The organism is Nostoc sp. DedQUE02 (genome assembly GCF_034531035.1).
GTDB lineage: Bacteria > Cyanobacteriota > Cyanobacteriia > Cyanobacteriales > Nostocaceae > Nostoc.
Genome location: NZ_JAVRBY020000078.1, coordinates 1 through 22342 on the forward strand (window position 1 = coordinate 1; position 22342 = coordinate 22342).

A 22342-nucleotide genomic window follows, 5' to 3' on the forward strand; every position below is an offset into this window, starting at 1 on the left:
CATGTTTATCGTGTAGTTGCTTGGCGCGCGGCGCGGCTACACCGCGCCATTGCTTGTGACAGTTGCGTAAGTCCTGTGGCAATCTCAGAGAACAATGAACGCATATTGCAATCAACTAAAATCCCTATTAGGGATTGAAACTTGGTGAAGCTGCAAATTCAAAAGCCAATGCTATTGCAATCAACTAAAATCCCTATTAGGGATTGAAACTAAATTCTGTGACTTATAAATTATAAGGAGCTAAGATATTGCAATCAACTAAAATCCCTATTAGGGATTGAAACTTACCCGCCGCACTCCCAACCTGACTCATCACTTCTATTGCAATCAACTAAAATCCCTATTAGGGATTGAAACTCATTCGTGAGATGCGAGTACCTAAAGCGACAACATTGCAATCAACTAAAATCCCTATTAGGGATTGAAACACGCATTCAAACAATCGCCCACTGATGTAAAAAATTGCAATCAACTAAAATCCCTATTAGGGATTGAAACCTTTTACTTGTGAGGTTGCTAGCTCTATTCTTGCATTGCAATCAACTAAAATCCCTATTAGGGATTGAAACACTAAGTAAAGGCATTAACTTATGAAAACTTTAGAATTGCAATCAACTAAAATCCCTATTAGGGATTGAAACAGGCATTTTTCCAAATAGTCGGCGTGTTGATTTTATTGCAATCAACTAAAATCCCTATTAGGGATTGAAACTAATCTGAACCGCCACATTACCCACAGTAATAAATTGCAATCAACTAAAATCCCTATTAGGGATTGAAACGACAATCTACAACATCAACAAGCCCGGTTTTTACTTGGCTGATATTCAGGAAAAAAAATACTTCTACTGTGGACAAAAATGGGAAGATGTTAAAGCCAAACTGCGATCGCTCGGTATTGGACGAGATGATCCAATGGAGCATTAAGATTTTCGGCGTTGCATATTTGCGGGATGTTTTTTAATTTTTGCGAATTCATAAACCTAATTCCTTCGCGCACTTTGCGTCTTCGCGGTTCAATAATTCATCCCTATTTTATGCAACGCCAGATTTTCTACTCACTTTATCGGCTGCTGCTTGCAAAGATACAGATTGCAATCAACACTAGAGATGGAAACGAAATATCATAGAAATTTGGCTCCTTGATTATTTAGTATAAAAACATACAAATTGTAGCAAAACAGGTCAATTCACATCCAGCTTGAGGGCTGTGATATTATGGGAGACTGCTACATACATTTAGAAAAACTAGAAACTGAATCGATCATGGCTCTGACGCAACTGCGGAAACAAGAAATAATTTCCACTTATCAAGTTCATGAAACCGACACTGGCTCGGCCGATGTCCAAGTTGCCATGCTCACTGAGCGCATTAACCGCCTCAGCGAACATCTCCAGGCAAATAAAAAAGACCATTCTTCCCGCCGAGGACTGTTGAAGTTAATTGGTCAGCGTAAGCGTCTTTTAGCTTATATATCGCAGGAAAGTCGGGAAAAATATCAAGCATTGATCGCTCGTCTCGGTATTCGTGGATAGGACACCGCTTATGTCTGCTGAAGAATCTGAACGCAGTCGCTTGCCCTTTGAACCAAACAAAAAGCGCCAAAAACCCGCAAAAACTCAAAGTAAACCAGCAGCACAGCCACAAGAATCTACCAAACAGGCTGAGAAAAAAGCGCGTTACACCAAACAAGAGATGGCAATCCCCCAAGTAGTCAGCCAGAGGATGATTCGACGGGTAGCCGGGTTTTGTGGTGTACCAACAGCTTTGGGCATTAGCGCTCTAGTAGTTAGCTATCTGCTTGCTAGCTACTCCGACATCAAACTACCTCCCATCGCCGTGTTATTGGTGAATATGGGATTATTTGGTTTGGGGGTCTTAGGGATAACTTATGGCGTTCTCTCTGCCTCTTGGGATGAAGAAAAAGTCGGAAGCTTGCTTGGTTTGGGTGAATTCAACACCAATTGGGGACGAATGGTGGAAGCTTGGCGCGAAACTCGGCAAAAAAATTCATAATGAACGGCGCTCAGAAATTAAGTAACTGCGGTATTGGGTAAATAAAAAAGCGAATGTTGAAGTTTAAATTTTATAACTTCAACATTGCTAATTAAAATCATATAATATTTTTTATACTCTATCTTCAGTTACTTAGTAGTAAAAATACTGACTGGGCGCTACAATTTACTTACTCAATTTTGTAAAAAAACTTTATTTTCAAGTACTCGTAATTGGGCCAATAGGCAACAATAAAGTTAGCTCATTTACAGAAAATTTTACTCAATTACTTAGGAACTTTAACATGATTATAGTAATGAAAAGTGGTTCTCCAGAAGCGGAAATAAACCGCATTGATGAGGAACTCACTAGCTGGGGGTTAACTCCAGAAAAAATTATTGGTCAACACAAAGTAGTTATTGGTCTAGTAGGTGAAACTGCCAACTTAGATCCATTACGAGTTCAGGAAGTTAGCCCTTGGATTGAGCAGGTTTTGCGGGTTGAACAACCTTACAAACGAGCCAGCCGCCAGTACCGCCACGGTGAAGCTTCGGAAGTAGTGGTTAATACTCCCAATGGAGCGGTAGTATTTGGTGAACACCACCCTCTGGTAGTTGTTGCTGGCCCTTGCTCTGTAGAAAATGAAGAAATGATCGTGGAGACAGCGCGACGCGTCAAGACTGCTGGAGCCACCTTTTTGCGCGGAGGGGCATACAAACCTCGGACTTCACCTTACGCCTTCCAAGGACACGGCGAGAGTGCTTTAGATTTATTGGCAAAGGCGCGCGAAGTCAGTGGACTAGGTATTATTACAGAAGTGATGGATGCTGCTGACCTGGATAAAATAGCAGAAATTGCTGATGTGATCCAGGTGGGGGCAAGGAATATGCAGAACTTCTCCTTGCTCAAAAAAGTGGGAGCACAGCCGAAACCTGTTCTTTTGAAGCGGGGAATGGCAGCTACAATTGAAGATTGGTTGATGGCAGCCGAGTATGTTTTAGCATCTGGCAACCCCAATGTAATTTTGTGTGAACGGGGAATACGCACCTTTGACCGCCAATATACGCGAAATACGCTGGATATATCGGTAGTGCCAGTGTTGCGAAAGCTGACTCACCTGCCAATCATGATTGACCCTAGCCACGGCGTAGGTTGGTCTGAGTTTGTGCCTTCAATGGCAATGGCTGCGATCGCAGCTGGCACAGATTCCCTGATGATAGAGGTTCACCCCAATCCTGCCAAAGCTTTATCAGACGGGCCCCAATCTCTGACACCAGACCGTTTTGATAACTTGATGCAAGAATTAGCAGTAATTGGTAAGGCTGTGGGACGTTGGCAGCAATCAGCAGTAGCTCTAGCTTAAAATTTTGTTGCAACTTCTTGCTATAGCAATCTTGAATCATTGGTGAAAAACAAGCTCCCCGACTTCGTTAAGATGTCGGGGAGTTTTGATAAATCACGGTGATTATTAGACCTCTTGCAAAAGTGCTTTTTGCAAGAGGGGGAAAAGGGGTTCATGTTAAAGGGGAAGGGCAATACTTGTCGGTTAAGGGGAAGGGGGAAGGGGGAAAGGGGAAAGGGGAAAGAAAAAACCTTTAACCTTTACCCTTTAACCTTTTCCCCCAACCCAACTCCGAGTTAAAAATCCAAAACCCGAGCAGTATTGAGGGGAAGGGGACAATACAGAATTTTTTCCCCTTCCCCTTCCCTTTTCCCGACAAATGCCAAGAAGTCTATTGTACTTGCGTGGGGAAAGCGCCAGGTTGGACAGCTATGTTAAGATTCTGCCCATTCCGGCTTAATTCCATACGTAAATCGCCCCCAACTCGGCTATTTTCTACTGCCTTTTGGACACTGCTGGCATCTGTAACTACTTCACCACCAAGCTTTTGGATCACATCACCAGCACGTATCCCTGCTTTTGCGGCTGGCGAATTTGGCACAACTTTCACAACTAATACACCTTTATCTTCATTCACACTCAAACCGCTATTGGGATCTGAGTTGATATTTTGTTTTAGCTGAGGCGTTAACCCCACCATTTGAATTCCCAAATAAGGATGTTCTACTTTACCTGTAGATATTAGTTGACTAGAAATGCGTTGTGCTGTGTTGATGGGAATAGCAAAGCCTAATCCTTGTGCCCCTTGAATAATGGCTGTATTCATAGCAATTACCTCGCCACGGGCATTTAGCAAGGGCCCACCAGAGTTACCAGGATTAATTGCTGCGTCGGTTTGAATATACTCTACTCGCTTATCAGGAGCGCCGATGAGATTGCTACTGCGTCCCGTAGCACTAATGATTCCGGTAGTTACTGTATTATCTAGTCCCAGAGGGTTGCCGATCGCGATCGCCCATTCTCCGGGTTGCAGCTGATCTGAGTTACCCAAGGCTACTAACGGTAGATTATCTGCCTGAATCTTGACAACGGCAACATCGGTCAACTCGTCTTTTCCTAACACTTTTCCTTTAAAGCTACGTCCATCTTTAAGTGTTACTGTTACCGTATCAGCACCATCAACTACGTGGGCATTGGTGAGAATACGACCATCAGCACTAATAATAAAACCTGAACCAGTACCCCGTTCTACTCGATTCTGTTGTTCTGGTAGTTGGGAGCCAAAGAAGCGTTGAAAAAGTGGATCGTTAAATTCATCTGGTAACTGGGTTTTTACGGTTCGGGAAGAGTCAATTCGCACCACTGCGGGCCCTACCTTTTGCACAACCTGGGTAACAAAGTTAGGATCTGCACCTGCTGGTAATGGAGGAGCAGCACTGACTCGACTTACTGCCAAATTAGATGCACTTTCAGACACCTGCTGAGAGTGTCCAGCCATATAACCGCCTGCCAAAGTCATACCTGATCCCAGCAGCACCAGCGATAGAGAGGCGGCAGCCTTTTTCCAGGGTGCTCGATTATGGTATTTAGTATCAGCAGTGTTATGTGAAATGCTATTTGATGGGTGTTCTCTGTCGCGAGATTCGTTTTGCATTGCTGTCTGGAAGGATATTTAGATGTATTACTAATGTAGATATTATTTATGACAGTTTTGTTGCAAAGGTATTGCGTTGTTGTGAAAGGTTTGGTATTTTACTTATCGCATTTCACTGCATTTTTCAGGTGTTGAGACCATAACTGAGACTGGGAAATTCAATTACTTAAAAAGCGCTGTAACTGAAGTGTATTGCAATATAGTCATTGGTAGAGGCGCATAGATATGCGTCCCGATAGCGTGTTTCATCCATGTCTGAAGGAATAAAATGACACAGGGTAAAATCTTACTTAAACCTGGTACTTTATGGACAAGTGTCAAAAAACAGACTGAATATGCTTTGGAATGCGGGGCATTACTGTCGATCGCCACAGAATTTGAATTTGTCGAACAGGATAACGTGCGCTTTTTAGTGCGGATATTGTCTAACCTGAATCGCAAAAAAGCAGCCGATGAAAAACAGAAAAAACAATCTGCTACGTCTGGTCAAGAGTTTAATCCTTTTTTGCCCTACGAAGAAGATTTATTTGTAGCGGATATTTCTGATACTCATGTATGTATTTTAAATAAATTCAATGTTGTTGATTATCATCAGTTAATCATCACCCGTGGTTTCGAGGAACAGGAAAGCTTACTCACCCTAGAAGATTTTACGGCTATGTGGGTGTGTTTGGCTGATTTAGATGGTTTAGCGTTTTACAACAGTAGCAAAACCGCAGGTGCTAGTCAGCGACACAAGCACTTACAATTAGTTCCTCTACCACTTGCACCTTCAGGGGCGCAGATACCGATTGAATCTTTGCTAACAACAAAACTTCAGGACTCAAGGGTAATACCAGGACTTCCTTTTCTACACGCTTTTGCACCTCTCGATCCTGATTGGGTGGAGTCGCCATTTGCAGCAGCCCAAGCAACCCTAGAAGTTTATCGGACTTTGCGTCAGGCTGTGGGTTTAGATCCCAGTCAATCTGGTGCTTACAATTTGCTAGCAACACGAGAGTGGATGTTGATCGTACCGCGATCGCAGGAGCATTTTCATTCGATCTCTGTGAATTCATTGGGATTCGCAGGTGCGCTACTTGTGCGAAACGCAGCAGAAATGGAGATTCTTAAAGCCCAAGGGCCAATGACTATCCTGAAAAATGTTGCTGTATCTTAACCCCTCTACCTTTCTTGAGTAATATCAACTTTTTAAGGGTTTGGCACCCAATCCCTAATCCCTAATTCCCAGTCCCTTTTACTTTAATCGTTCTGTAATGTTAGTGTTTCCCAATCTAAATCCGATGCTATTTGAGCAAGTTTATCTAAATCAGTCAGGTTATCTAGATAGGGTAAGCAGCCTAAAACTGGTGTGTTAGTGAGTGATTGAATCAATTGCTGTGGTGTCCAATCGGCTATTTCTGCATCTGTTCGGGGTTGTATGCAGTTGAGAATAATACCTTTGAGATTGACGCGCGATTGTCTAGCCAATGCTACATTCGCCACTGCTTGAGCGATCGCACCCAACCTGACTGGTACTACCAATACTGTTGGTAAACACCATTCCCCCGCCAAATCAGCTACCGTTAATTCTTCAGTTATGGGCGAACCTAATCCTCCCAAGGCTTCTACAAGCACAAAATCACGTTGCGATCGCAACTTAGATAAAGCTTGCCAAACTACTGCTAAATCTACGCGGCGATTTTCTCGTGCGGCGGCGATCGGCGGAGCCAGAGGTGCTTGAAAGTACAAAGGTGTAATTTCTTCAGCAGATTGCTGTAGCACAAATAGCTTTTGATACCACTCGCGATCGCCAATTCCCGATTGAATCGGTTTCATGATTCCCCAGCGACGCTGCGGGTAATATTTTTGCCAATAGGCTGCTAATGCTGTTGTTAAAACAGTTTTACCAGCTTCGGTATCAGTTCCAGTAATCAGTAGTGTGTTTAACATTAATTTCTTTGCCCAGAAAATGGTTGTGTTCCATCAATCGGCGGCAAAGTTGGCGTTTCAGTAGTGTTTGGAATCGGCAAGAGTGTCTCCGTGGGAATTGGCAGGGGTGTTTCTGTGGGAATCGGTAAGGGTGTCTCTGTGGGAATTGGTAAAGGTGTCTCTGTGGGAATTGGTAAAGGTGTTTCTGTGGGAATTGGCAAAGGTGTTTCTGTGGGAGTTGGTAAAGGTGTTGCTGTGGGAGTTGGTAAGGGTGTTTCCGTGGGAATTGGTTTGACTGGTTTTGCTAATGCAACATTGAGGTTGTAATTGCTTTCGGCAACTCCTGGAACCAGAGTTAATTCAATAGTATATCTACCAGTAACGAGTAATATGCCTTGATAAGCTGTTACTTGTTGGGCATTAATATCAATTGGTTGTTGATTGGGACTTAAGGCTGTTAGCAAAACATTGCTTCCTGGGTCGATAAAGGCAGTTAGCTTGTCACCTTGCTGTCCAAAAAAAGTGTACCTGATTATTTGATTGGTTTTGAGAGTATCTTGAACTGTGACTGTGTTATTTGCTTCCAAATTGAGGCGCTTACTAGATACAACAGGTTGTTCGCTAGTGGGTGTAGGCGTAGATGAGAATGTAGTACCACCAGAAATTACTGGTGAAGGGAAATTTTGGGGAAGCGTCTCATCTGGTGTTTTCGGCTGACTGCGAATGGAACTTACCAGCGCCCAAGAACCGAATCCGGCGACGATTACGACAGCGCAGCCAATTGCGGCGATCGCTAATGGATTATCCAAAACTGAGCTAGAGGGACTTGGTGGAATCACCGGATCGGGTTTCTTGGGCGAAGCTGCTGGTTTTACTAAGTCAGGACGGCGACCAACAGCCATTGTCTGTAAATTAGAGGCATTCAGGGAAGGAAGACTGACTTGATGTAGAGGTTGTAGTGCTTGAGCTACACTAGCAGCACTTTGATAGCGATCGCTCGGTATATGATTCAACATTCGATTCAACACCATAGCAAATCGCGGGTTCACTTTTACCCTCTGCTGCCAATTCCAAGTTAATTGGTTTTCATCAAATAAATCCCTTGGTTCTTTACCTGTCAGCAAAACTATCGCTGTCACCGCTAACGCATACAAGTCGCTGCTAGGGTAAGCTCCCCCTGTTTGCATTTGTTCGCTAGGAGAGTAGCCTAATTTTCCCACGGTGGTTTCTGGCAGGGGATTATTTGGCGATCGTAAACGCGTTGCCAGTTCCTTTACTACCCCAAAGTCAATTAACACGGGTTTAGCATCACTATCTCGCAAAATAATATTTTCTGGCGAGATATCTCGGTGAATAATCCCTCGGCTGTGAATATGCTCTAAAACAGGCAGTAACAACTCTATTAGCTGTAATACTTCAGCCTCTGTAAAAGTTTGACCCACAGCTTGACGTTCAGTCAGCAGAGTCAGGTACGTCTGACCTGCAACATAGTCTTCCACTAAAAATAAGCGTTGGTCTTGCTCAAATCTTTCCCGAAATTTAGGTACTTGTGGGTGTTCGATTTGATATAAAATCGCAGCTTCTCGATGAAAGAGCTCTTGTGCCTTCTCCCAAGCCAGAGCCTCGGTTGCTGTTGAAATCAATTCCTTGATCGCGCAAAGTTCGTTAAAGCGCCTTTGGTCTTCTGCGAGATAGGTTCTCCCAAATCCTCCTTGTCCGAGGATTTGAATTATGCGGTAACGATTTTGCAAGACAGTGCCAACTGTAATCGGTGGTTGCATGATCGATTAATTGAGTGTAGTAGCAACTGAAGAGGAAGTCACCCACAAAGATTAAGTCCAAGAGGCGACAGACAGTTACCTGCGGCAATATTCTACTATACCCAACAAGTATGCCCTACCAGAGCAAGGTTGTTTCCTACTCCAAAACTTAAGAGTCGCCACTGCCCAATTCAATTTCTCTTCTTGGGAAAACGATAAATTTTGAAATATGTAAAATTAACTTGAGAATCTAGATTATACAAATCACTCATCTGTTTTTCAATCAATCCTTTGGGAAATAGATGTTCACGATTAACTACGATCAAAACTATATCGGCATTACTTGTTAATTGTTCAATTTTTTCGGCAAAATGTTCATCAACGATTCCCTTTCTTAACTGATTTCCTAAATCGCTTCCATTCAGAGCTTGAGTATAACCGTAGTGTCTCAACAATCTGGCACTAGCAAATAAAAATACAGATTTTGTAGAAGGTGACTGATTTTTTATCAGATACTGGGCGGCAGAGCGGTAGTCATCTTTTTGATAGTTATTATTGAAGTAGTAGTTAAAAAGAGAATAAATATTCAAAACTATCAAAGATATAACAGCAATTTTAGCTAGATAAGAAATTCCATAACGCTTTGAGCTAATACCAGGTTTTGGACTCAAAACAGATGGAATAAGCATCGCAAGTGGGAACCAAAGATAATAAGAGTGACGCGGTACCCAATTAAATTTTGTAACGATGGCTAGGAGTAATCCTAGCAAAAATGTCATTACAAAAACACAAGCAAAAAAGTAATCAGGATGCTGATTTCTGTGATTTTTTTTATGTCTCAATAAAACTTTTATTAAAGCCAAAAAAATTACAGTAGCAACAATTACCAATAATAATATGTGAGGCCAGTAATGAAGCATAACCTGCACTTTATCATCACCGCGCAACTGCTCTGTTGAAGGCCCATAAGTTGTCCCTACTAAAATTCCATTCAACACAAAAATAATATTTTGAATTATCGGAAATCCCAAGCGAGAAACCGAAACGCTTTCGGGATTAGTTGCTCCTGGTAAAGTAAAGTAATAGAAAATTGGCGGTAAAGATAAAAACCCAGCAGGAAGCCACCATTGCAGCCATTGCCTGAAATTTCTATAAATGACAAAATGAGATATACATAAAGCTACAGTTGAAAAGTAAAAGTTAATATTAGTAAAAATTCCTATTGCAGTAAAAATACTAAATAGCCAGATAGAAATAGCTTGATTACCTTTCTTTTTAACTAATACCGTGCTAAAGAAATATAACTGAAGTGAAGCTATAAACATTGCTAAGGCATAAATTCTTGCCTCTTGACTGTAGTAAACGCAGAAAGAACTGAATGTTACAATTAGCAGAGACCAGAAAGCGTGCTTTTTTCCATATATTCGCAAAGCAGTAAAGAATATAACGATAGTCGAGCCAATTCCTAAAACGGCAGAGAGTGAGCGAAGGGCAAATTCACTTTCACCAAATACCTGACGCCACAAAAACAGAACTATAAAATACAGTGGTTGAAATTTATCACTATCTCTTATGTGTCTAACTCTCGAAATACTCTCTTGAATTGTCGATGCATCAGAATTATTTAAGCTCAAACCCTCATCAAACCAAAAACTCTGATTTGATAACATAAAGAAGCGGAGGAAAACACTCAAAAAAATCACTATTAAAACAGAGATATAATATTTTGACCATCTCTGATTAAGGATTTTAATCATAACTTTATTCCCCCTGCATGACACCATAAAAATTGCTGCGGTATACCTTCTTTCATTGCAACTTGCACAACAATGAATCAGGCGAATACTTGCAAACGCTGTAATTAGTTAAGGTTAGTATATTGGTAATGCTAGGATACAAGTGTTTGATGTCCTGACACTTTTAATTACATAACTTAACTATTTTTTAAATACTATCTCAATGTTTACTTAAAGCGATCGCCCAGATACCGCTCAACATCAAACCGGCTCCTAACCATTGGGAAATTGAGATTTTTTCTCTTAAGACCACAGCACCAGCGATCATTGTGAATATAATTGTTAATCCTATTACTACTGGATAGGCAACAGATAAATTCAATTTACTTAAAACTACCACATAAAAAATCGTACTTATACCATAAGTACAAATTCCTCCCAATAAATAGATATTTAATGGATTTTGCCCTGCTCCTAGTTTTAATAAATTCTGAGCTAGTGTATTTAATCCCACTGTGATTAAAATCAGTAAGCTAAAAACTATCGGGTTATTCATGGTAAAAATTTACTCAATTTATAAAGTGATATTTTTTGCTCAAAAGAGCAATTTAGAAGAAACTTTCATAACCAGCAGCATCATCAAAATCCCAAAGTTCTCCTGCTGATGGGTAAGATATTTGTACCCATTTTCCAGCAAATTTTTCCCACCATCGGGGCGGGTGTGGTAGAGTAGCAACTTGTATGAAGCTACATCCACAAAGTAATGCTCCTACAAAATCAGTATGCAAACTATCGCCAACGACTAGTATATGTTTTGCTGGCAACCGCATATAGGTTATAGCCTGTCGAAATGCAGGGGGAAAGGGTTTTTTCGCTGGACTGAGCGCTGGAATATCAAGACGATAAGACCAATATTTTACACGATAGCGGCGTTTACCATTAGAGAGGATAAAAAATTGCAATCCAGCTAACTTTGCTTGTGTAATCCAATCTTCTGCCCAAGGAGATAGATAGCGATCGTCTTCAGAAATAATGGTGTTATCTAAATCAAGAATAATTCCTTTAATACCACAAATCTTGATTTGATCAATTTTTATTTGAGCTAGGGTATGGATATGTCGTGGAAGCTTATAGTGTTTTTCTTTGATATCAAATTTAGCCAGCTTCATCAACAAAGTTTTGAAATTTTTCATCCGCAAAGTCCCGAAAATTCTGCCATTGGCCTATTTACCAACCAGATTTATTCGATTAGCCCTTGATGTTTGAGCAAGAGAATCACAAAGCAAGTTAACACCCAACCAACGACAGTTAACAGAATAGGCAAATCTTTCAATAAAACTTCTTCTGGTCGCTCACTACGTCCACCTTGTTCAATCATCTCGTCACTATAACTGGCAATTTCTTCAGGGTCACTCAGCAGTTGATAGCGAAAAATTCCATACAAAACAAAGGGCAAAGTCAATAGCATCCAAGACGTGGGCGCTCCGTGTAGATACGGGCCCGCACTCCAAAGAGCATAGGTGACAACGGTGCAAGTGGTAACAACATTTTCCATGCGACCCAGCAAAGGCAAGGAATAGTATTTGAGGACAGAGCGAGGCTTGCTGCCTTTTATTTTTGATAACCGCAGTTCTGCCTTGCGCTTTTCAATTCCCAAGAATAGGGCCAGCATGGCGGTACAGATTAAAAACCAAGATGATAAAACAATATTAGTAGCAGCAGCACCAGCATAAGCTCGTAGAACAAATCCGGTAGCGATCGCCCCAACATCCAAAATCACCATTCGTTTGATTCGCAGATTGTAGGCAACCTGCAACAGGGCGTATCCAGTTATGGCTGCACCCAACTGGGGCGATCGCAACCACCCAAAAATCAGAGCACTACCCAACAGCACCAATGCCATCCCAGTAGCAACACGGATGCTAACTAATCCTGCTGCTATTGGTCGCTTACATTTTACAGGGTGCTGACGATCAGATTCAACATCTACGATGTCATTGATTAAGTAGAAGCCGCTTGATGCACAGCAAAATAATACAAATGCGAATATACTGCCTAGCAGAGATTGCAGATTTATGCTAAATGCGAACAATGGTGCTGCAAACACTACCAGGTTTTTTGTCCATTGTCGCGGCCGCATAGCAGCTAAGTAGTATCCCGATTTCTTGGAATTAGTTGCTATGGCAGTTAAAGATTTCTCTACTACAGAAGTACGTCGATAAGCCATAAGTGTGCCTGCTGCTTCAAGGTTTCAGGGAATTATATTGAGTAAATTTTTCAATTTAATTAAAAAAATTTAGTAAAAATACTTACAAAAATATACCTAGATGATAATACTCTTGTTAAGTAATGTTTTAGTATTAAAAATAATATCTTTATTCAATCTTTATTTAATCTTTATTAAATCTTTATCTAAAAATTTGTTTGTGTATGTACCAAATCTGATTACTGCTTTATCTTCCAATTTGTATAATTGTCGCTTTTGTCAATGCGTAAGCTTTTGAATAATAATATACTTATTTACTACTTAGGCAGAGGTGCTATACTGTATGAGAACAAACTCTTGAATATGATTTGAGTGGTAAATCCTTTGCTGTCAGTTATATAGCGTTTCCTAATCATATAAGGTACATCATAGCCCCCTCATCGCTTGCTCTTAGGGGGTTGCTGTATCTCACAAGGGTAGAGAAACGCTATATATAAATGAAATGAGGGAGTTAGAAGAACCTATTACATCAATAATGTTTAAGCGATTAGGGTTATTTACCTCTACCTCAAAAAATTGAACTATAGACCTAGTAGATAGACTTGATCTCAGTTAAGCTATCAATAACTTGTTTGTCAAGAAGACTAGATAATTAGCAAATGATAATTTTATGCATAAATGTTTAAATTTTGTATGGAAGCTTCAACAAAACTCACAGATGTTTTTTTAGGCTATTTCTCGGTTAAATCTATTAAATCTCTAATGATAATATTGCTATGAATGCACATAAAGGATCTGCTGTGCTCAGTTCTGCAAGTTTCAAAATGCAACCATCTGCAACAGGACTGAACGATAATCATCGCCTGCGGCTGTTTTCTGGCTCTGCCAATATACAACTGTCTCAAGAAGTTGCTCGTTATGTGGGCATGGACTTGGGGCCTATGATTCGCAAAAGATTTGCGGATGGAGAACTTTACGTTCAAATCCAAGAATCGATTCGGGGTTGTGATGTCTATTTAATCCAGCCATGTTGTCAACCCGTGAACGATCATTTGATGGAATTATTGATTATGGTTGACGCTTGTCGTCGGGCTTCTGCGCGACAGGTGACGGCAGTAATTCCCTACTACGGCTACGCCCGCGCCGATCGCAAAACAGCAGGACGAGAGTCAATAACTGCAAAGTTGGTTGCTAACTTGATCACCGAAGCTGGCGCCAACCGTGTTCTAGCAATGGATTTACACTCGGCTCAGATTCAAGGCTATTTCGATATACCCTTTGACCATGTTTATGGTTCACCAGTATTGCTGGATTATCTAGCAAGCAAACAGCTGCCAGACTTGGTAGTTGTTTCCCCCGATGTTGGTGGTGTAGCACGAGCTAGGGCATTTGCGAAAAAACTGGATGATGCTCCCCTGGCAATTATTGACAAACGTCGTCAGGCACATAATGTTGCAGAAGTGTTAAATGTCATTGGCGATGTTAAAGGCAAAACGGCAGTCTTAGTGGATGATATGATCGACACTGGGGGCACGATCGCTGAAGGGGCGCGATTGCTGCGTGAAGAAGGAGCGCGTCAGGTATACGCCTGTGCAACCCATGCAGTATTCTCTCCACCAGCGATGGAGCGATTGTCCAGTGGCTTATTTGAGGAAGTCATTGTCACTAATACGATTCCAATACCAGAGAACAATCGTTTTCCACAATTAGTGGTGCTATCAGTAGCAAATCTATTGGGAGAAACTATCTGGCGGATTCATGAAGATACTTCAGTCAGCAGTATGTTTCGCTAGACTGTCATTTACGTTATTGCCATAAATTACCCATACTGTCCTCTTTATCGGGCACAGTGTGGGTTTTTTGCAGATACAAAAATTATATTATCTCCGCATAATTACTTATACTAACACAGTCATTACACGCCATCGTGCAAAGAGCCATGGTGGTTTTATAGGATTATAAAATAATACTTAAAATGAAAACTAGAGAGGCTTATCACCCCTTTCCCACTCAGGTATAGCACCTTTCACCCGGCGGATGGGCAAATTAGCAATTAAAGCTGTGGTTCGTTGGTTGCTTTCTAGAGAGAACTCCAAGCCCTCTGTCTCAATTTCGACATAGCGACAGACTACATCTAGGATTTCTTTCCGCATTTTTTCCAACGTTTGAGGATCTAAGTCAGCGCGATCGTGAGCAATCACCAATTGCAGGCGACGTTTAACTTGAGTTCGACTGCTATCAGGACCGCGAGAAAAAAGTTTTTCTAGAAGTTCAATCATTACGAATAGGTCTGGCGCGGAGACTGGAAAAGTAAGTTAGACAATCTTTGTCCTGAACAACCTTCGTATCCGAGCGAAGATGCTGTCTTGGGACGAGTCGATCTCCAGAAATTCGACACTTTCTCCTTCTAATCTACGAGCAATGTTCTCAAAGGCTGTGGCAGCTAAAGAGGGATTTTCCGCTAACACTAGGGGTTCGCCGCGATTGGTAGATACAATAACACGCTCGTCGTCAGGGATTACCCCGATCAAGGGAATGGCGAGAAGTTCCTGAACATCTTGCACTGACATCATATCATTTGCTTGCACCATTGAGGGTCTGATGCGGTTAATTATTAAATGAACACGCTTGATACCTTGTGCTTCTAGTAATCCCACTACTCGGTCAGCGTCACGAACTGAGGAAATTTCTGGTGTGCTGACAACTAGCGCTTCTTTTGCTGGGCCGATCGCATTTTTAAACCCATTTTCAATCCCGGCAGGGCTATCAATAATTACGTACTGATACTTTTGCGCTAGTGCATTCACCAATAACTTCATCTGTTCGGGTGTGACTGCATCTTTCGAGCGATTTTGGGCTGCCGGCAAAAGTACGAGATTGGGTTGGCGTTTATCTTTTACCAAGGCTTGTTCTAGACGGCACTCTCTGGCTAAGACTTCCACCGCAGTATAAACGATGCGGTTTTCCAGCCCTAGTAGCAAATCCAAATTTCTCAGACCAAAATCTGCATCAACCAAGGCAACTTGACGCCCCATTTTGGCTAAAGCCATGCCCAAATTTGCTGAAACTGTGGTTTTACCCACTCCTCCTTTGCCGGAGGTAATCACAATAATGCGAGTCATGATAGAAATGCGGTCAATGAGGGTTCAGGAAATATAAAACAGTAAATTGCAGTATAAAGTATGAAGTATCGTATCAAGTATGAAGAAATATCTGTTCTCCCCGGTCGGGGTCAGGCATGAATATTTGTTTTATTTCATCCTTACTTATATACTTCATTCTTTAAGTAAATATTTATGACTCTTGATTGCTCTTGGTGAATTGATTTCTGGAAAAATCAGTAGCCCTAGCAATGCGAATTCCTTGGGGTGTGATGTGTGCCACTTCTGGAGAAAAATGCATTGGCGGTTTTTCTGGCGCTCTAGCTACAGCATCTGCTATTCGTAGTTGGGTTGGTTCCATTTGCAAGGCCATAATCAGACACTCACGATTGCCTCCAGCACCAGCGTGAGCAATTCCACGTAGGCGACCCCAAATAATAATATCTCCATCTGCAATTACAATACCACCTGGATTTAAATCTCCCAAGAGAATTACTGTCCCAGGATGACGAATTTCTACTCCAGAGCGGACTGTCATTTCTAAATAGAGGGCATCTTCTTGGGGGATCGCTGTAGCTGTTGGCTCGGTACTCAAGGAAGTTACGGGTTGTAATTGTTCTACTGAATACCCAGAAGTCACAGCAGCGATCGCAGTTTGCCGCCGACTGGTCGAGACTGAGATTAGCCGGAGTTGCACTTCACTTAAAGCTTCGGCGAGTTCTTGGAGTTGTCTGGCATCTACTAAACGGTCTTGTGCCATTAAATGCACAGGTGTGTTAGATATCCGAAAGCGATCGCCTGCACTCAGACGTTGCCTTATTTGTTGCCAAATATCAGACCAAGTGAGTTCCGAGGCCGATAATTGAGATTCCGAGGGCAAAATTAATAACAGTCGTCCCTCCTTACTTTTTAACTGGACTTGAGTATTATCATTTACGCGATGCCCTGGTAATGCTAACTCATCGGGATTTAAATCAGTAAGGATAAAATCTGATGCCGTATCAGTATTTGACTCTACATCTGGGTTAGCAGGATTTGACTCTACATCCTCAAGGGCAGTATTTGATTTTAAATAAAGGAGTACAGATTTTAACTCAGCATCCGGGAGGATAGAATCTGGCTCTAAATCAGAAACAGTAGGATTTACCTCTACCTCAGAAAGGATAGAGTTTGATTCTGCATTAGGAAGTGCAGAATTTGACTTTAGATTGGGAATCGCAGAATCAGAAGTCATGGAGTACTAGCCAAAAGACAAAGGATACATAGATTTTGGATTTGTATTATCCACAAAGGTTGAAAGCGTGTAGCAAGACGTTAGTCTGGCATGAACCAAAAGATTATTTAATCTAAAATCGTTCGACTGAGCGTAGCCGAAATCTCAAATCTCAAATTGGCAAGGTCAACCTCTGATAAACTGTCCCCAAGGCATCAGCATCGCCGACATTACCTGGAAACAGCACCACAGGCAAATCAGGAAACTGGGGATGATCGGATGACGTTAACACCATTGAACAACCAGCTAAAATTTGACCGAGTAAACGGGCTGAAGTTAAAGCTAGTCCAGTACTCAAGACATCGTTTGAAGTAATGCCACCCTTGCTGATTAAGAATCCTATATCAGATGGTAAACCACGCACAATATCCATCAATAAACCTGAAACTTTTTCCCCGAACTCCAATCGTGTCTTGGCATCTTGAAAATTTAGTTCCTGACGGCTAGTATAAACCACTGGTGTTTTGCCATCTTTGTGTGCTGACTGTGTACTTTCTTGGATTTCAGTTAGTAATGCCGCAGATTGATTTGCATCATTGAGTAATCGCTCTACATTTACTTCGATGCCTACAGTTCCTTCTAGTTGCAACAGCGCCTCTAATTGCTGAGTAGTCTTTTTCACATGGGAACCTACAATCACCGCACCTGGTTTGCCTTGGCGCACGTACTGAGCCATGTTTTCGGCAGCAATAGGTTGGGGTGGTAAAGCGGCTAAAGCCGTTAAAATACTTGCTGCACTGCGAAATAAAAAGCGTTTCCCTTGACTTGCGGCTGCTAATATATCTACTGCAAAGCGATTGAGATCAGCTTGGGTTTCGCCATCGACGACAGCGCACTGATTACCATGAAGTTGTAACAATCGTTCCAAACTACCAGCGCGAATATCAGCCAAGAGAAACCTTTCTACAGCTTCGGCACTAATTCGTCCTTGAGTCTTTTCTTCGACGTACTTGGGTAAGTAACTGTGATGGTAGCTGAAGACGGAATCACGGGCAAATTCGGTTTCATGGACTGGGGTGGTTACACCGTCAATCATCAAGTAATGAACGCTATCGCGGGTGATGCGTCCGCCTTCAAAAAATGCTGGTACGAGAAAATGAGCATCAAAGGGGCCGAGTTCTTGGGCGATCGCATCAGTTTCAATGGGATAATGTCCCCGTAAAGTAGAATCAGAACGGCTGACAATCAGAAAATCGTTGATTTCTTCAGCATTCAAAGCTATTTTCAGGTTCTGGCAAACTTCTTTGGTGACAGATGCAGCTGACTCTGGCGTTAGCGATCTAGTATTAGTCAGCACAAAGAAAATCGGCGAATCATCCTGTAACCCTCTGCGTAGAGTGTCTACATCCCAGCGCATTAGTAGCAAGCAGCTGTGGACTGTTTGAGAACCTGTAGGGTCATCATCCAGGACAATTATTTTGGGTTTGTTGCTCATTTAAGTCAACGGGGCGATTGTTTTCTCGGAAATTCATCAACAGAGGTAATCTCTACTCAGCCTTTCTGTAATTTTCTGATTTCTGCTTGCACATCGATCGCAATTTGCAATGATTGATTTAGCAGTTGAGCATATTCGCCTGCTTGACTACTAACTTGTAAAGCTTGCAGACTGGCTAAATTATTCACAAATAACTCTTGGTTATTAGCAAGCAATTTTTTATTATCTCGCAAAATTCGTTCCGTTTTTAGAGCACGGACTAAATCTTCTCTAATTAGTTGTAAGGCGGCGGTTACTTTATCTCGGTCATGGATACTGCTTTCTACGTTTCCTGATGCCGCCAATTGGTCATTGATATCTATAGCGCCAATCAGGTCATGATATTTATCAACTTCATCTAAAAGTATTGTCAGTCCTTCAGGACAGGTTAATTGTCGCCATAGCCATCGTCCCACTAATATCGGCATTGGCACTAAAATTAGTAAGAGAATTCCTAGTCGAACTGAAGAACCAATTGTTGGCAGAATAATAAAAGCGTAAACAAAGCCCACAATTATTGGCGTTAGCGCTAGCGTCACTAGCATTTCACTGATAAAAAACCCTAATCGCTTTTTGCCATCTCGCAGAACAGAGGGTCGAAAAACGTCTTCTGGATCGAACCCAGTCAAACGTCTTAGTTCACCCTTACTAATTTCCAAGCCTATTAAATCCGGCTGCACGTCTGCATACTCCTATGGAAACCCAAGTTGCGTATTCATTTTAATCGGGTTTACCGTGATGATTGTGGTTATATTCAGGAAACCAGTTTTCATCTAAGATTTGTTCTAAAGACCCAATGGGTATAGCAGGAAATATGTCAATGGCAAGTTGAGAGCGATCGCTTGCTTCTGTCCTTGCATCTTGATAACATTCATCAAATATTTCTAAAATGTAAGCTTTAAGACTAGGACTCTCTTTAAGTCGCTCTTTAATCTCTCTACGGAATGTCCTGATTTCGCCTTTCCAATGCCCTTCATTTCGCTCCCGTTCCCTATCCCAATATATGAGCTTAAGCAGATGTTCCAAAAGTCGAATCAATAGACTTTTGACCGCTCGCTTTTCGCTCCTACCCATAGTTTCTAACTCTTCTAACAAATTCTCCAAATCAACAGCAGAAAACTGTCCAGCGCGAAGTTGGTTTATGGTTGTTCTCAGCCACAGGTAATAATCTTGGTCGTATAAGGTTTGAGTTATTGATTGGATTATTGGTTTAACCATACACTAGCCGAATTCCTAGTATTTTTATCTCAATTAAGCTTTTACGGAAAACTGCCTGTAATCTCTGACTTTCTCTCAATAGTTTTACCTTCACGAAAATAAAACTACTGCTCTGTGACACCATCATAATAAAGAAAGTTGAGTTGTTGGTTGATTGATTAATTACATAAGTAACTGATCTGTTAATTTTTCTCACCATACCTTCATTCGCAGTCTTATTTAACCAATCCTGCATTTGAGATAGTCTAACATTCAAACATTCCACCAAAGATTTTGCATTGCTGCATTCCCTGCAACACCAAAGCTAACCGCAGTGCTAGCAGCTACACCAGCAACTTGACCAGCATTAAATAATCCTCCACTATGATTCTTATTCGCTGAAACTCAGATTTAGTAACGAGTTAAGTATTCTTAAGATTTTCTTTACGAATCATCTTTCAGCGTCAGCTTTGGTGTTTCAGCATAAATAGATCGAGTCTATCTAAGGTGGAAGAGCAATTTAGTAGTCTAAAGTGTGGGAATCTTCAATTGGTGTTCGAGGTTTGGGTTGTAGCCTTGAGTTGCTAATGGTATGTACTCAGCATCCATCATGCTGAGGTTATGAATTTCATTCAAGGTGCAATACCGAAAATATTCCTTAAGTCTAAATTAAAGCTTACTCAAAGAATGAGGTTTTCATTTCCCTAGTCATTGAGAATATACGAATTCTCATTCATCAACTCCAATTTATCAGCCCTATAAATCGATTATTGCTGAGGGAAAAATGGCTAAAGCTAAAGCAACAGACATTATTTCATTAATTGAAGCAGAGCATCGCCAAGTTGAGACACTTTTTGCAGAAGCAGAAAAAACTAAAAGTGCAAAGTTGGTTGAGCAGTTCAATAAAATATATATAGAATTGATATTACATGCAAAAACAGAAGAATTAGTCTTCTACCCAGCTTTGCGAGAATACGAAGAAACTGAACAATATGTTAAAGAAGCTGAAGAGGAACATGAAGAAATTTTAGTTATTTTAGAAGAAATTAAGGGGCTTAAGCCTACTAAACCTGAGTTTAAAGAAAAAATGAGTGAATTGAAGGAAACACTTGAGCATCATGTAAAGGAAGAAGAAAACGAAATTTTTAATGCTGTGCGCGAATGTATGAGTGATAAAGAGCTAACTGAATTGGGACAAGAATTTCAAGAAACTAAAGCTAAGTTGACATCAAATGTAGAAGCTGCATTAGCAATGTAGGAATACACTTGTTCTAAATGTTTGCATAAATATAGGATTCATATTTGATTTTTGAAAAAGCTCAGTACAACTAGGAAGCCTTATTTCCCATTACCTATTGCCTATTCCTTGTTTACGTAAATCAGTATGGCTACGCCACGCTGCACGAACATAAATCAAAGCAGATTCCTATAATTAGCCATAATTTATACGGAATTAGGGCATTAAAATTACCCAAATATTCTTTCATTAAAAGAGAAAAAAATGACTAATACAAATGGTAAGAACAAAATTCGTTACGCCGTTGTTGGTTTAGGTTGGTTTGCCCAAGAAGCTGCCTTACCTTCGTTTGCCAACGCTGAGAACTCAGAATTAGTGGCACTAGTTTCAGATGACCCCACTAAAAACGAAGAATTGAGTAAAAAGTATGGAATAGAGCATACTTACTCCTACGAAGAGTATGAGGACTGTTTGGCAAGCGGCGAAATTGATGCAGTTTATATTGCGCTACCTAATCACTTGCATTGTGACTACACTGTGCGAGCTGCTAATCAGGCAATTCATGTGTTATGTGAAAAGCCAATGGCAGTTACAGAAAAAGAGTGTGAAACAATGATTCAAGCTGCCAATGATAACAATGTGAAGCTGATGATTGCCTATCGCTTACATTTAGAAAAAGCCAATTTACAAGCAATTGAAATTTTGCGTTCAAAGCAAATTGGTGAACCGCGAATTTTCAACTCGGTTTTTACTCAGCAAGTAGAAGAAGGTAATATTCGTTTACGAGATGTTACAGGTGGCGGCACGCTCTATGATATTGGCATCTACTGCATTAATGCTGCACGTTATCTATTTCAAGATGAACCAATTGAAGTATTTGCTGTAGCTGCCAATAAAGGAGAAGAACGCTTCAGCGAAGTGGAAGAAATGGCTAGCGTTATCTTGCGCTTCCCGAATGAAAGATTGGCAACATTTACCTGTAGCTTTGGAGGTGCTAGTGTTTCAACCTATCAAATTGTAGGTACTCAAGGCGATTTACGGGTAGACCCTGCATATCCTTGGCAGGGAGAAATCAAGCATTACTTAACAATTAATGGTGAAACTCAAGAGCGTACCTTTGAGGATCACGATCAACTAGCGGCTGAATTTACCTACTTCTCTGATTGTATTCTCGAAGATAAAGATCCAGAACCATCAGGTACGGAAGGGTTGATTGATGTTTCGATTATTCAAGCACTTTACCAGTCAATTGAGACGGGTAAACCTGTACAGATCCAAACTAGCGATCGCCATCAACGTCCCACATCAGATCAAACTATTGAGCGTCCTCCTAATGACGAGAAGCCAGACTTGATCCACGCTGCTGCACCTTCTGGCGAGTCATAATGCGATAGACCACTAGTTATGTTGTAGCGATCGCTTAACAGAAACACAGACTATTCATAACATATAACG

General features: G+C 41.2%; 20 protein-coding genes and 1 CRISPR repeat array. Of the genes, 7 read left to right on the forward strand and 13 right to left on the reverse strand.

The window, feature by feature from the left end; all coding sequences use genetic code 11:
• Positions 1-104: 104 nt before the first annotated feature.
• Positions 105-782: direct repeats of the CRISPR family, unit length 37 nt; unit sequence ATTGCAATCAACTAAAATCCCTATTAGGGATTGAAAC.
• Between the two features lie 484 nt (positions 783-1266).
• The 3 genes from rpsO (at position 1267) to aroF (ending at position 3359) form a co-directional block, all read left to right on the forward strand.
• Positions 1267-1536 carry a 30S ribosomal protein S15 gene (gene rpsO / locus RMX98_RS32210; RefSeq protein WP_094343580.1) on the forward strand — a complete coding sequence of 90 codons (270 nt, stop codon included), beginning with the start codon at positions 1267-1269 and terminating at the stop codon, positions 1534-1536.
• Between the two features lie 10 nt (positions 1537-1546).
• Positions 1547-2017 carry a PAM68 family protein gene (locus RMX98_RS32215; protein ID WP_322679310.1) on the forward strand — a complete coding sequence of 157 codons (471 nt, stop codon included), beginning with the start codon at positions 1547-1549 and terminating at the stop codon, positions 2015-2017.
• Between the two features lie 283 nt (positions 2018-2300).
• Positions 2301-3359 carry a 3-deoxy-7-phosphoheptulonate synthase gene (gene aroF, locus RMX98_RS32220; protein ID WP_322679311.1) on the forward strand — a complete coding sequence of 353 codons (1059 nt, stop codon included), beginning with the start codon at positions 2301-2303 and terminating at the stop codon, positions 3357-3359.
• A 370-nt stretch (positions 3360-3729) separates the two neighbouring features.
• On the opposite strand, the gene RMX98_RS32225 is transcribed toward aroF, so the two are convergent.
• Positions 3730-4992, reverse strand: a complete 1263-nt coding sequence (locus tag RMX98_RS32225; protein ID WP_322679312.1) for an HhoA/HhoB/HtrA family serine endopeptidase — start codon at positions 4990-4992, stop codon at positions 3730-3732.
• 268 nt (positions 4993-5260) lie between these two features.
• On the opposite strand from RMX98_RS32225, the gene RMX98_RS32230 reads away from it, so the two are divergent.
• Entirely contained in the window at positions 5261-6151 is an 891-nt protein-coding gene (locus RMX98_RS32230) for a phosphorylase (RefSeq protein ID WP_322679313.1), read from the forward strand.
• 83 nt (positions 6152-6234) lie between these two features.
• Here the strand turns inward: RMX98_RS32230 and bioD are convergent, their stop codons facing one another.
• The 6 genes from bioD to RMX98_RS32260 all read right to left on the reverse strand — a co-directional run bounded on the left by bioD (position 6235) and on the right by RMX98_RS32260 (position 12626).
• Entirely contained in the window at positions 6235-6924 is a 690-nt protein-coding gene (bioD, locus tag RMX98_RS32235) for a dethiobiotin synthase (protein ID WP_322679314.1), read from the reverse strand.
• Positions 6924-8684, reverse strand: a complete 1761-nt coding sequence (locus RMX98_RS32240) for a protein kinase domain-containing protein (protein WP_322679315.1) — start codon at positions 8682-8684, stop codon at positions 6924-6926. The genes bioD and RMX98_RS32240 overlap by 1 nt, the downstream gene beginning before the upstream one ends.
• A gap of 170 nt (positions 8685-8854) precedes the next feature.
• Positions 8855-10420, reverse strand: a complete 1566-nt coding sequence (locus RMX98_RS32245) for a glycosyltransferase family 39 protein (protein WP_322679316.1) — start codon at positions 10418-10420, stop codon at positions 8855-8857.
• A gap of 199 nt (positions 10421-10619) precedes the next feature.
• On the reverse strand, positions 10620-10955 hold the full coding sequence (locus tag RMX98_RS32250) for an SMR family transporter (RefSeq protein WP_322679317.1): 336 nt from the start codon (positions 10953-10955) through the stop codon (positions 10620-10622).
• Positions 10956-11007: 52 nt separating this feature from the next.
• Entirely contained in the window at positions 11008-11592 is a 585-nt protein-coding gene (locus tag RMX98_RS32255; RefSeq protein WP_322679318.1) for a YqeG family HAD IIIA-type phosphatase, read from the reverse strand.
• 47 nt (positions 11593-11639) lie between these two features.
• Entirely contained in the window at positions 11640-12626 is a 987-nt protein-coding gene (locus RMX98_RS32260) for a decaprenyl-phosphate phosphoribosyltransferase (protein ID WP_322679319.1), read from the reverse strand.
• Positions 12627-13381: 755 nt separating this feature from the next.
• Here RMX98_RS32260 and RMX98_RS32265 point away from each other — a divergent pair.
• Positions 13382-14398, forward strand: coding sequence for a ribose-phosphate pyrophosphokinase (locus RMX98_RS32265; protein WP_322679320.1), 1017 nt, complete (start codon positions 13382-13384; stop codon positions 14396-14398).
• 189 nt (positions 14399-14587) lie between these two features.
• Here RMX98_RS32265 and minE read toward each other — a convergent pair whose 3' ends face one another.
• The 6 genes from minE to RMX98_RS32295 all read right to left on the reverse strand — a co-directional run bounded on the left by minE (position 14588) and on the right by RMX98_RS32295 (position 19671).
• Entirely contained in the window at positions 14588-14884 is a 297-nt protein-coding gene (gene minE / locus RMX98_RS32270) for a cell division topological specificity factor MinE (RefSeq protein WP_322679321.1), read from the reverse strand.
• 36 nt (positions 14885-14920) lie between these two features.
• A complete protein-coding gene (gene minD / locus RMX98_RS32275; protein WP_104908781.1) occupies positions 14921-15727 on the reverse strand; it encodes a septum site-determining protein MinD in 807 nt (268 codons plus the stop codon).
• A gap of 172 nt (positions 15728-15899) precedes the next feature.
• On the reverse strand, positions 15900-16940 hold the full coding sequence (gene minC, locus RMX98_RS32280) for a septum site-determining protein MinC (RefSeq protein WP_322679322.1): 1041 nt from the start codon (positions 16938-16940) through the stop codon (positions 15900-15902).
• Between the two features lie 151 nt (positions 16941-17091).
• Entirely contained in the window at positions 17092-18414 is a 1323-nt protein-coding gene (locus RMX98_RS32285; RefSeq protein ID WP_322679323.1) for a four-carbon acid sugar kinase family protein, read from the reverse strand.
• Between the two features lie 56 nt (positions 18415-18470).
• Positions 18471-19133 carry a hypothetical protein gene (locus tag RMX98_RS32290; RefSeq protein WP_322679324.1) on the reverse strand — a complete coding sequence of 221 codons (663 nt, stop codon included), beginning with the start codon at positions 19131-19133 and terminating at the stop codon, positions 18471-18473.
• 40 nt (positions 19134-19173) lie between these two features.
• Positions 19174-19671: a DUF29 domain-containing protein gene (locus tag RMX98_RS32295; RefSeq protein WP_322679325.1), complete on the reverse strand. Its 498-nt coding sequence runs from the start codon at positions 19669-19671 to the stop codon at positions 19174-19176.
• Positions 19672-20434: 763 nt separating this feature from the next.
• On the opposite strand from RMX98_RS32295, the gene RMX98_RS32300 reads away from it, so the two are divergent.
• Positions 20435-20908 carry a hemerythrin domain-containing protein gene (locus RMX98_RS32300; protein WP_322679326.1) on the forward strand — a complete coding sequence of 158 codons (474 nt, stop codon included), beginning with the start codon at positions 20435-20437 and terminating at the stop codon, positions 20906-20908.
• Positions 20909-21151: 243 nt separating this feature from the next.
• The gene (locus tag RMX98_RS32305; protein ID WP_322679327.1) at positions 21152-22273 is read left to right on the forward strand and encodes a Gfo/Idh/MocA family oxidoreductase; all 1122 of its coding nucleotides are present in this window, start codon (positions 21152-21154) and stop codon (positions 22271-22273) included.
• The last annotated feature ends 69 nt before the right edge of the window (positions 22274-22342 follow it).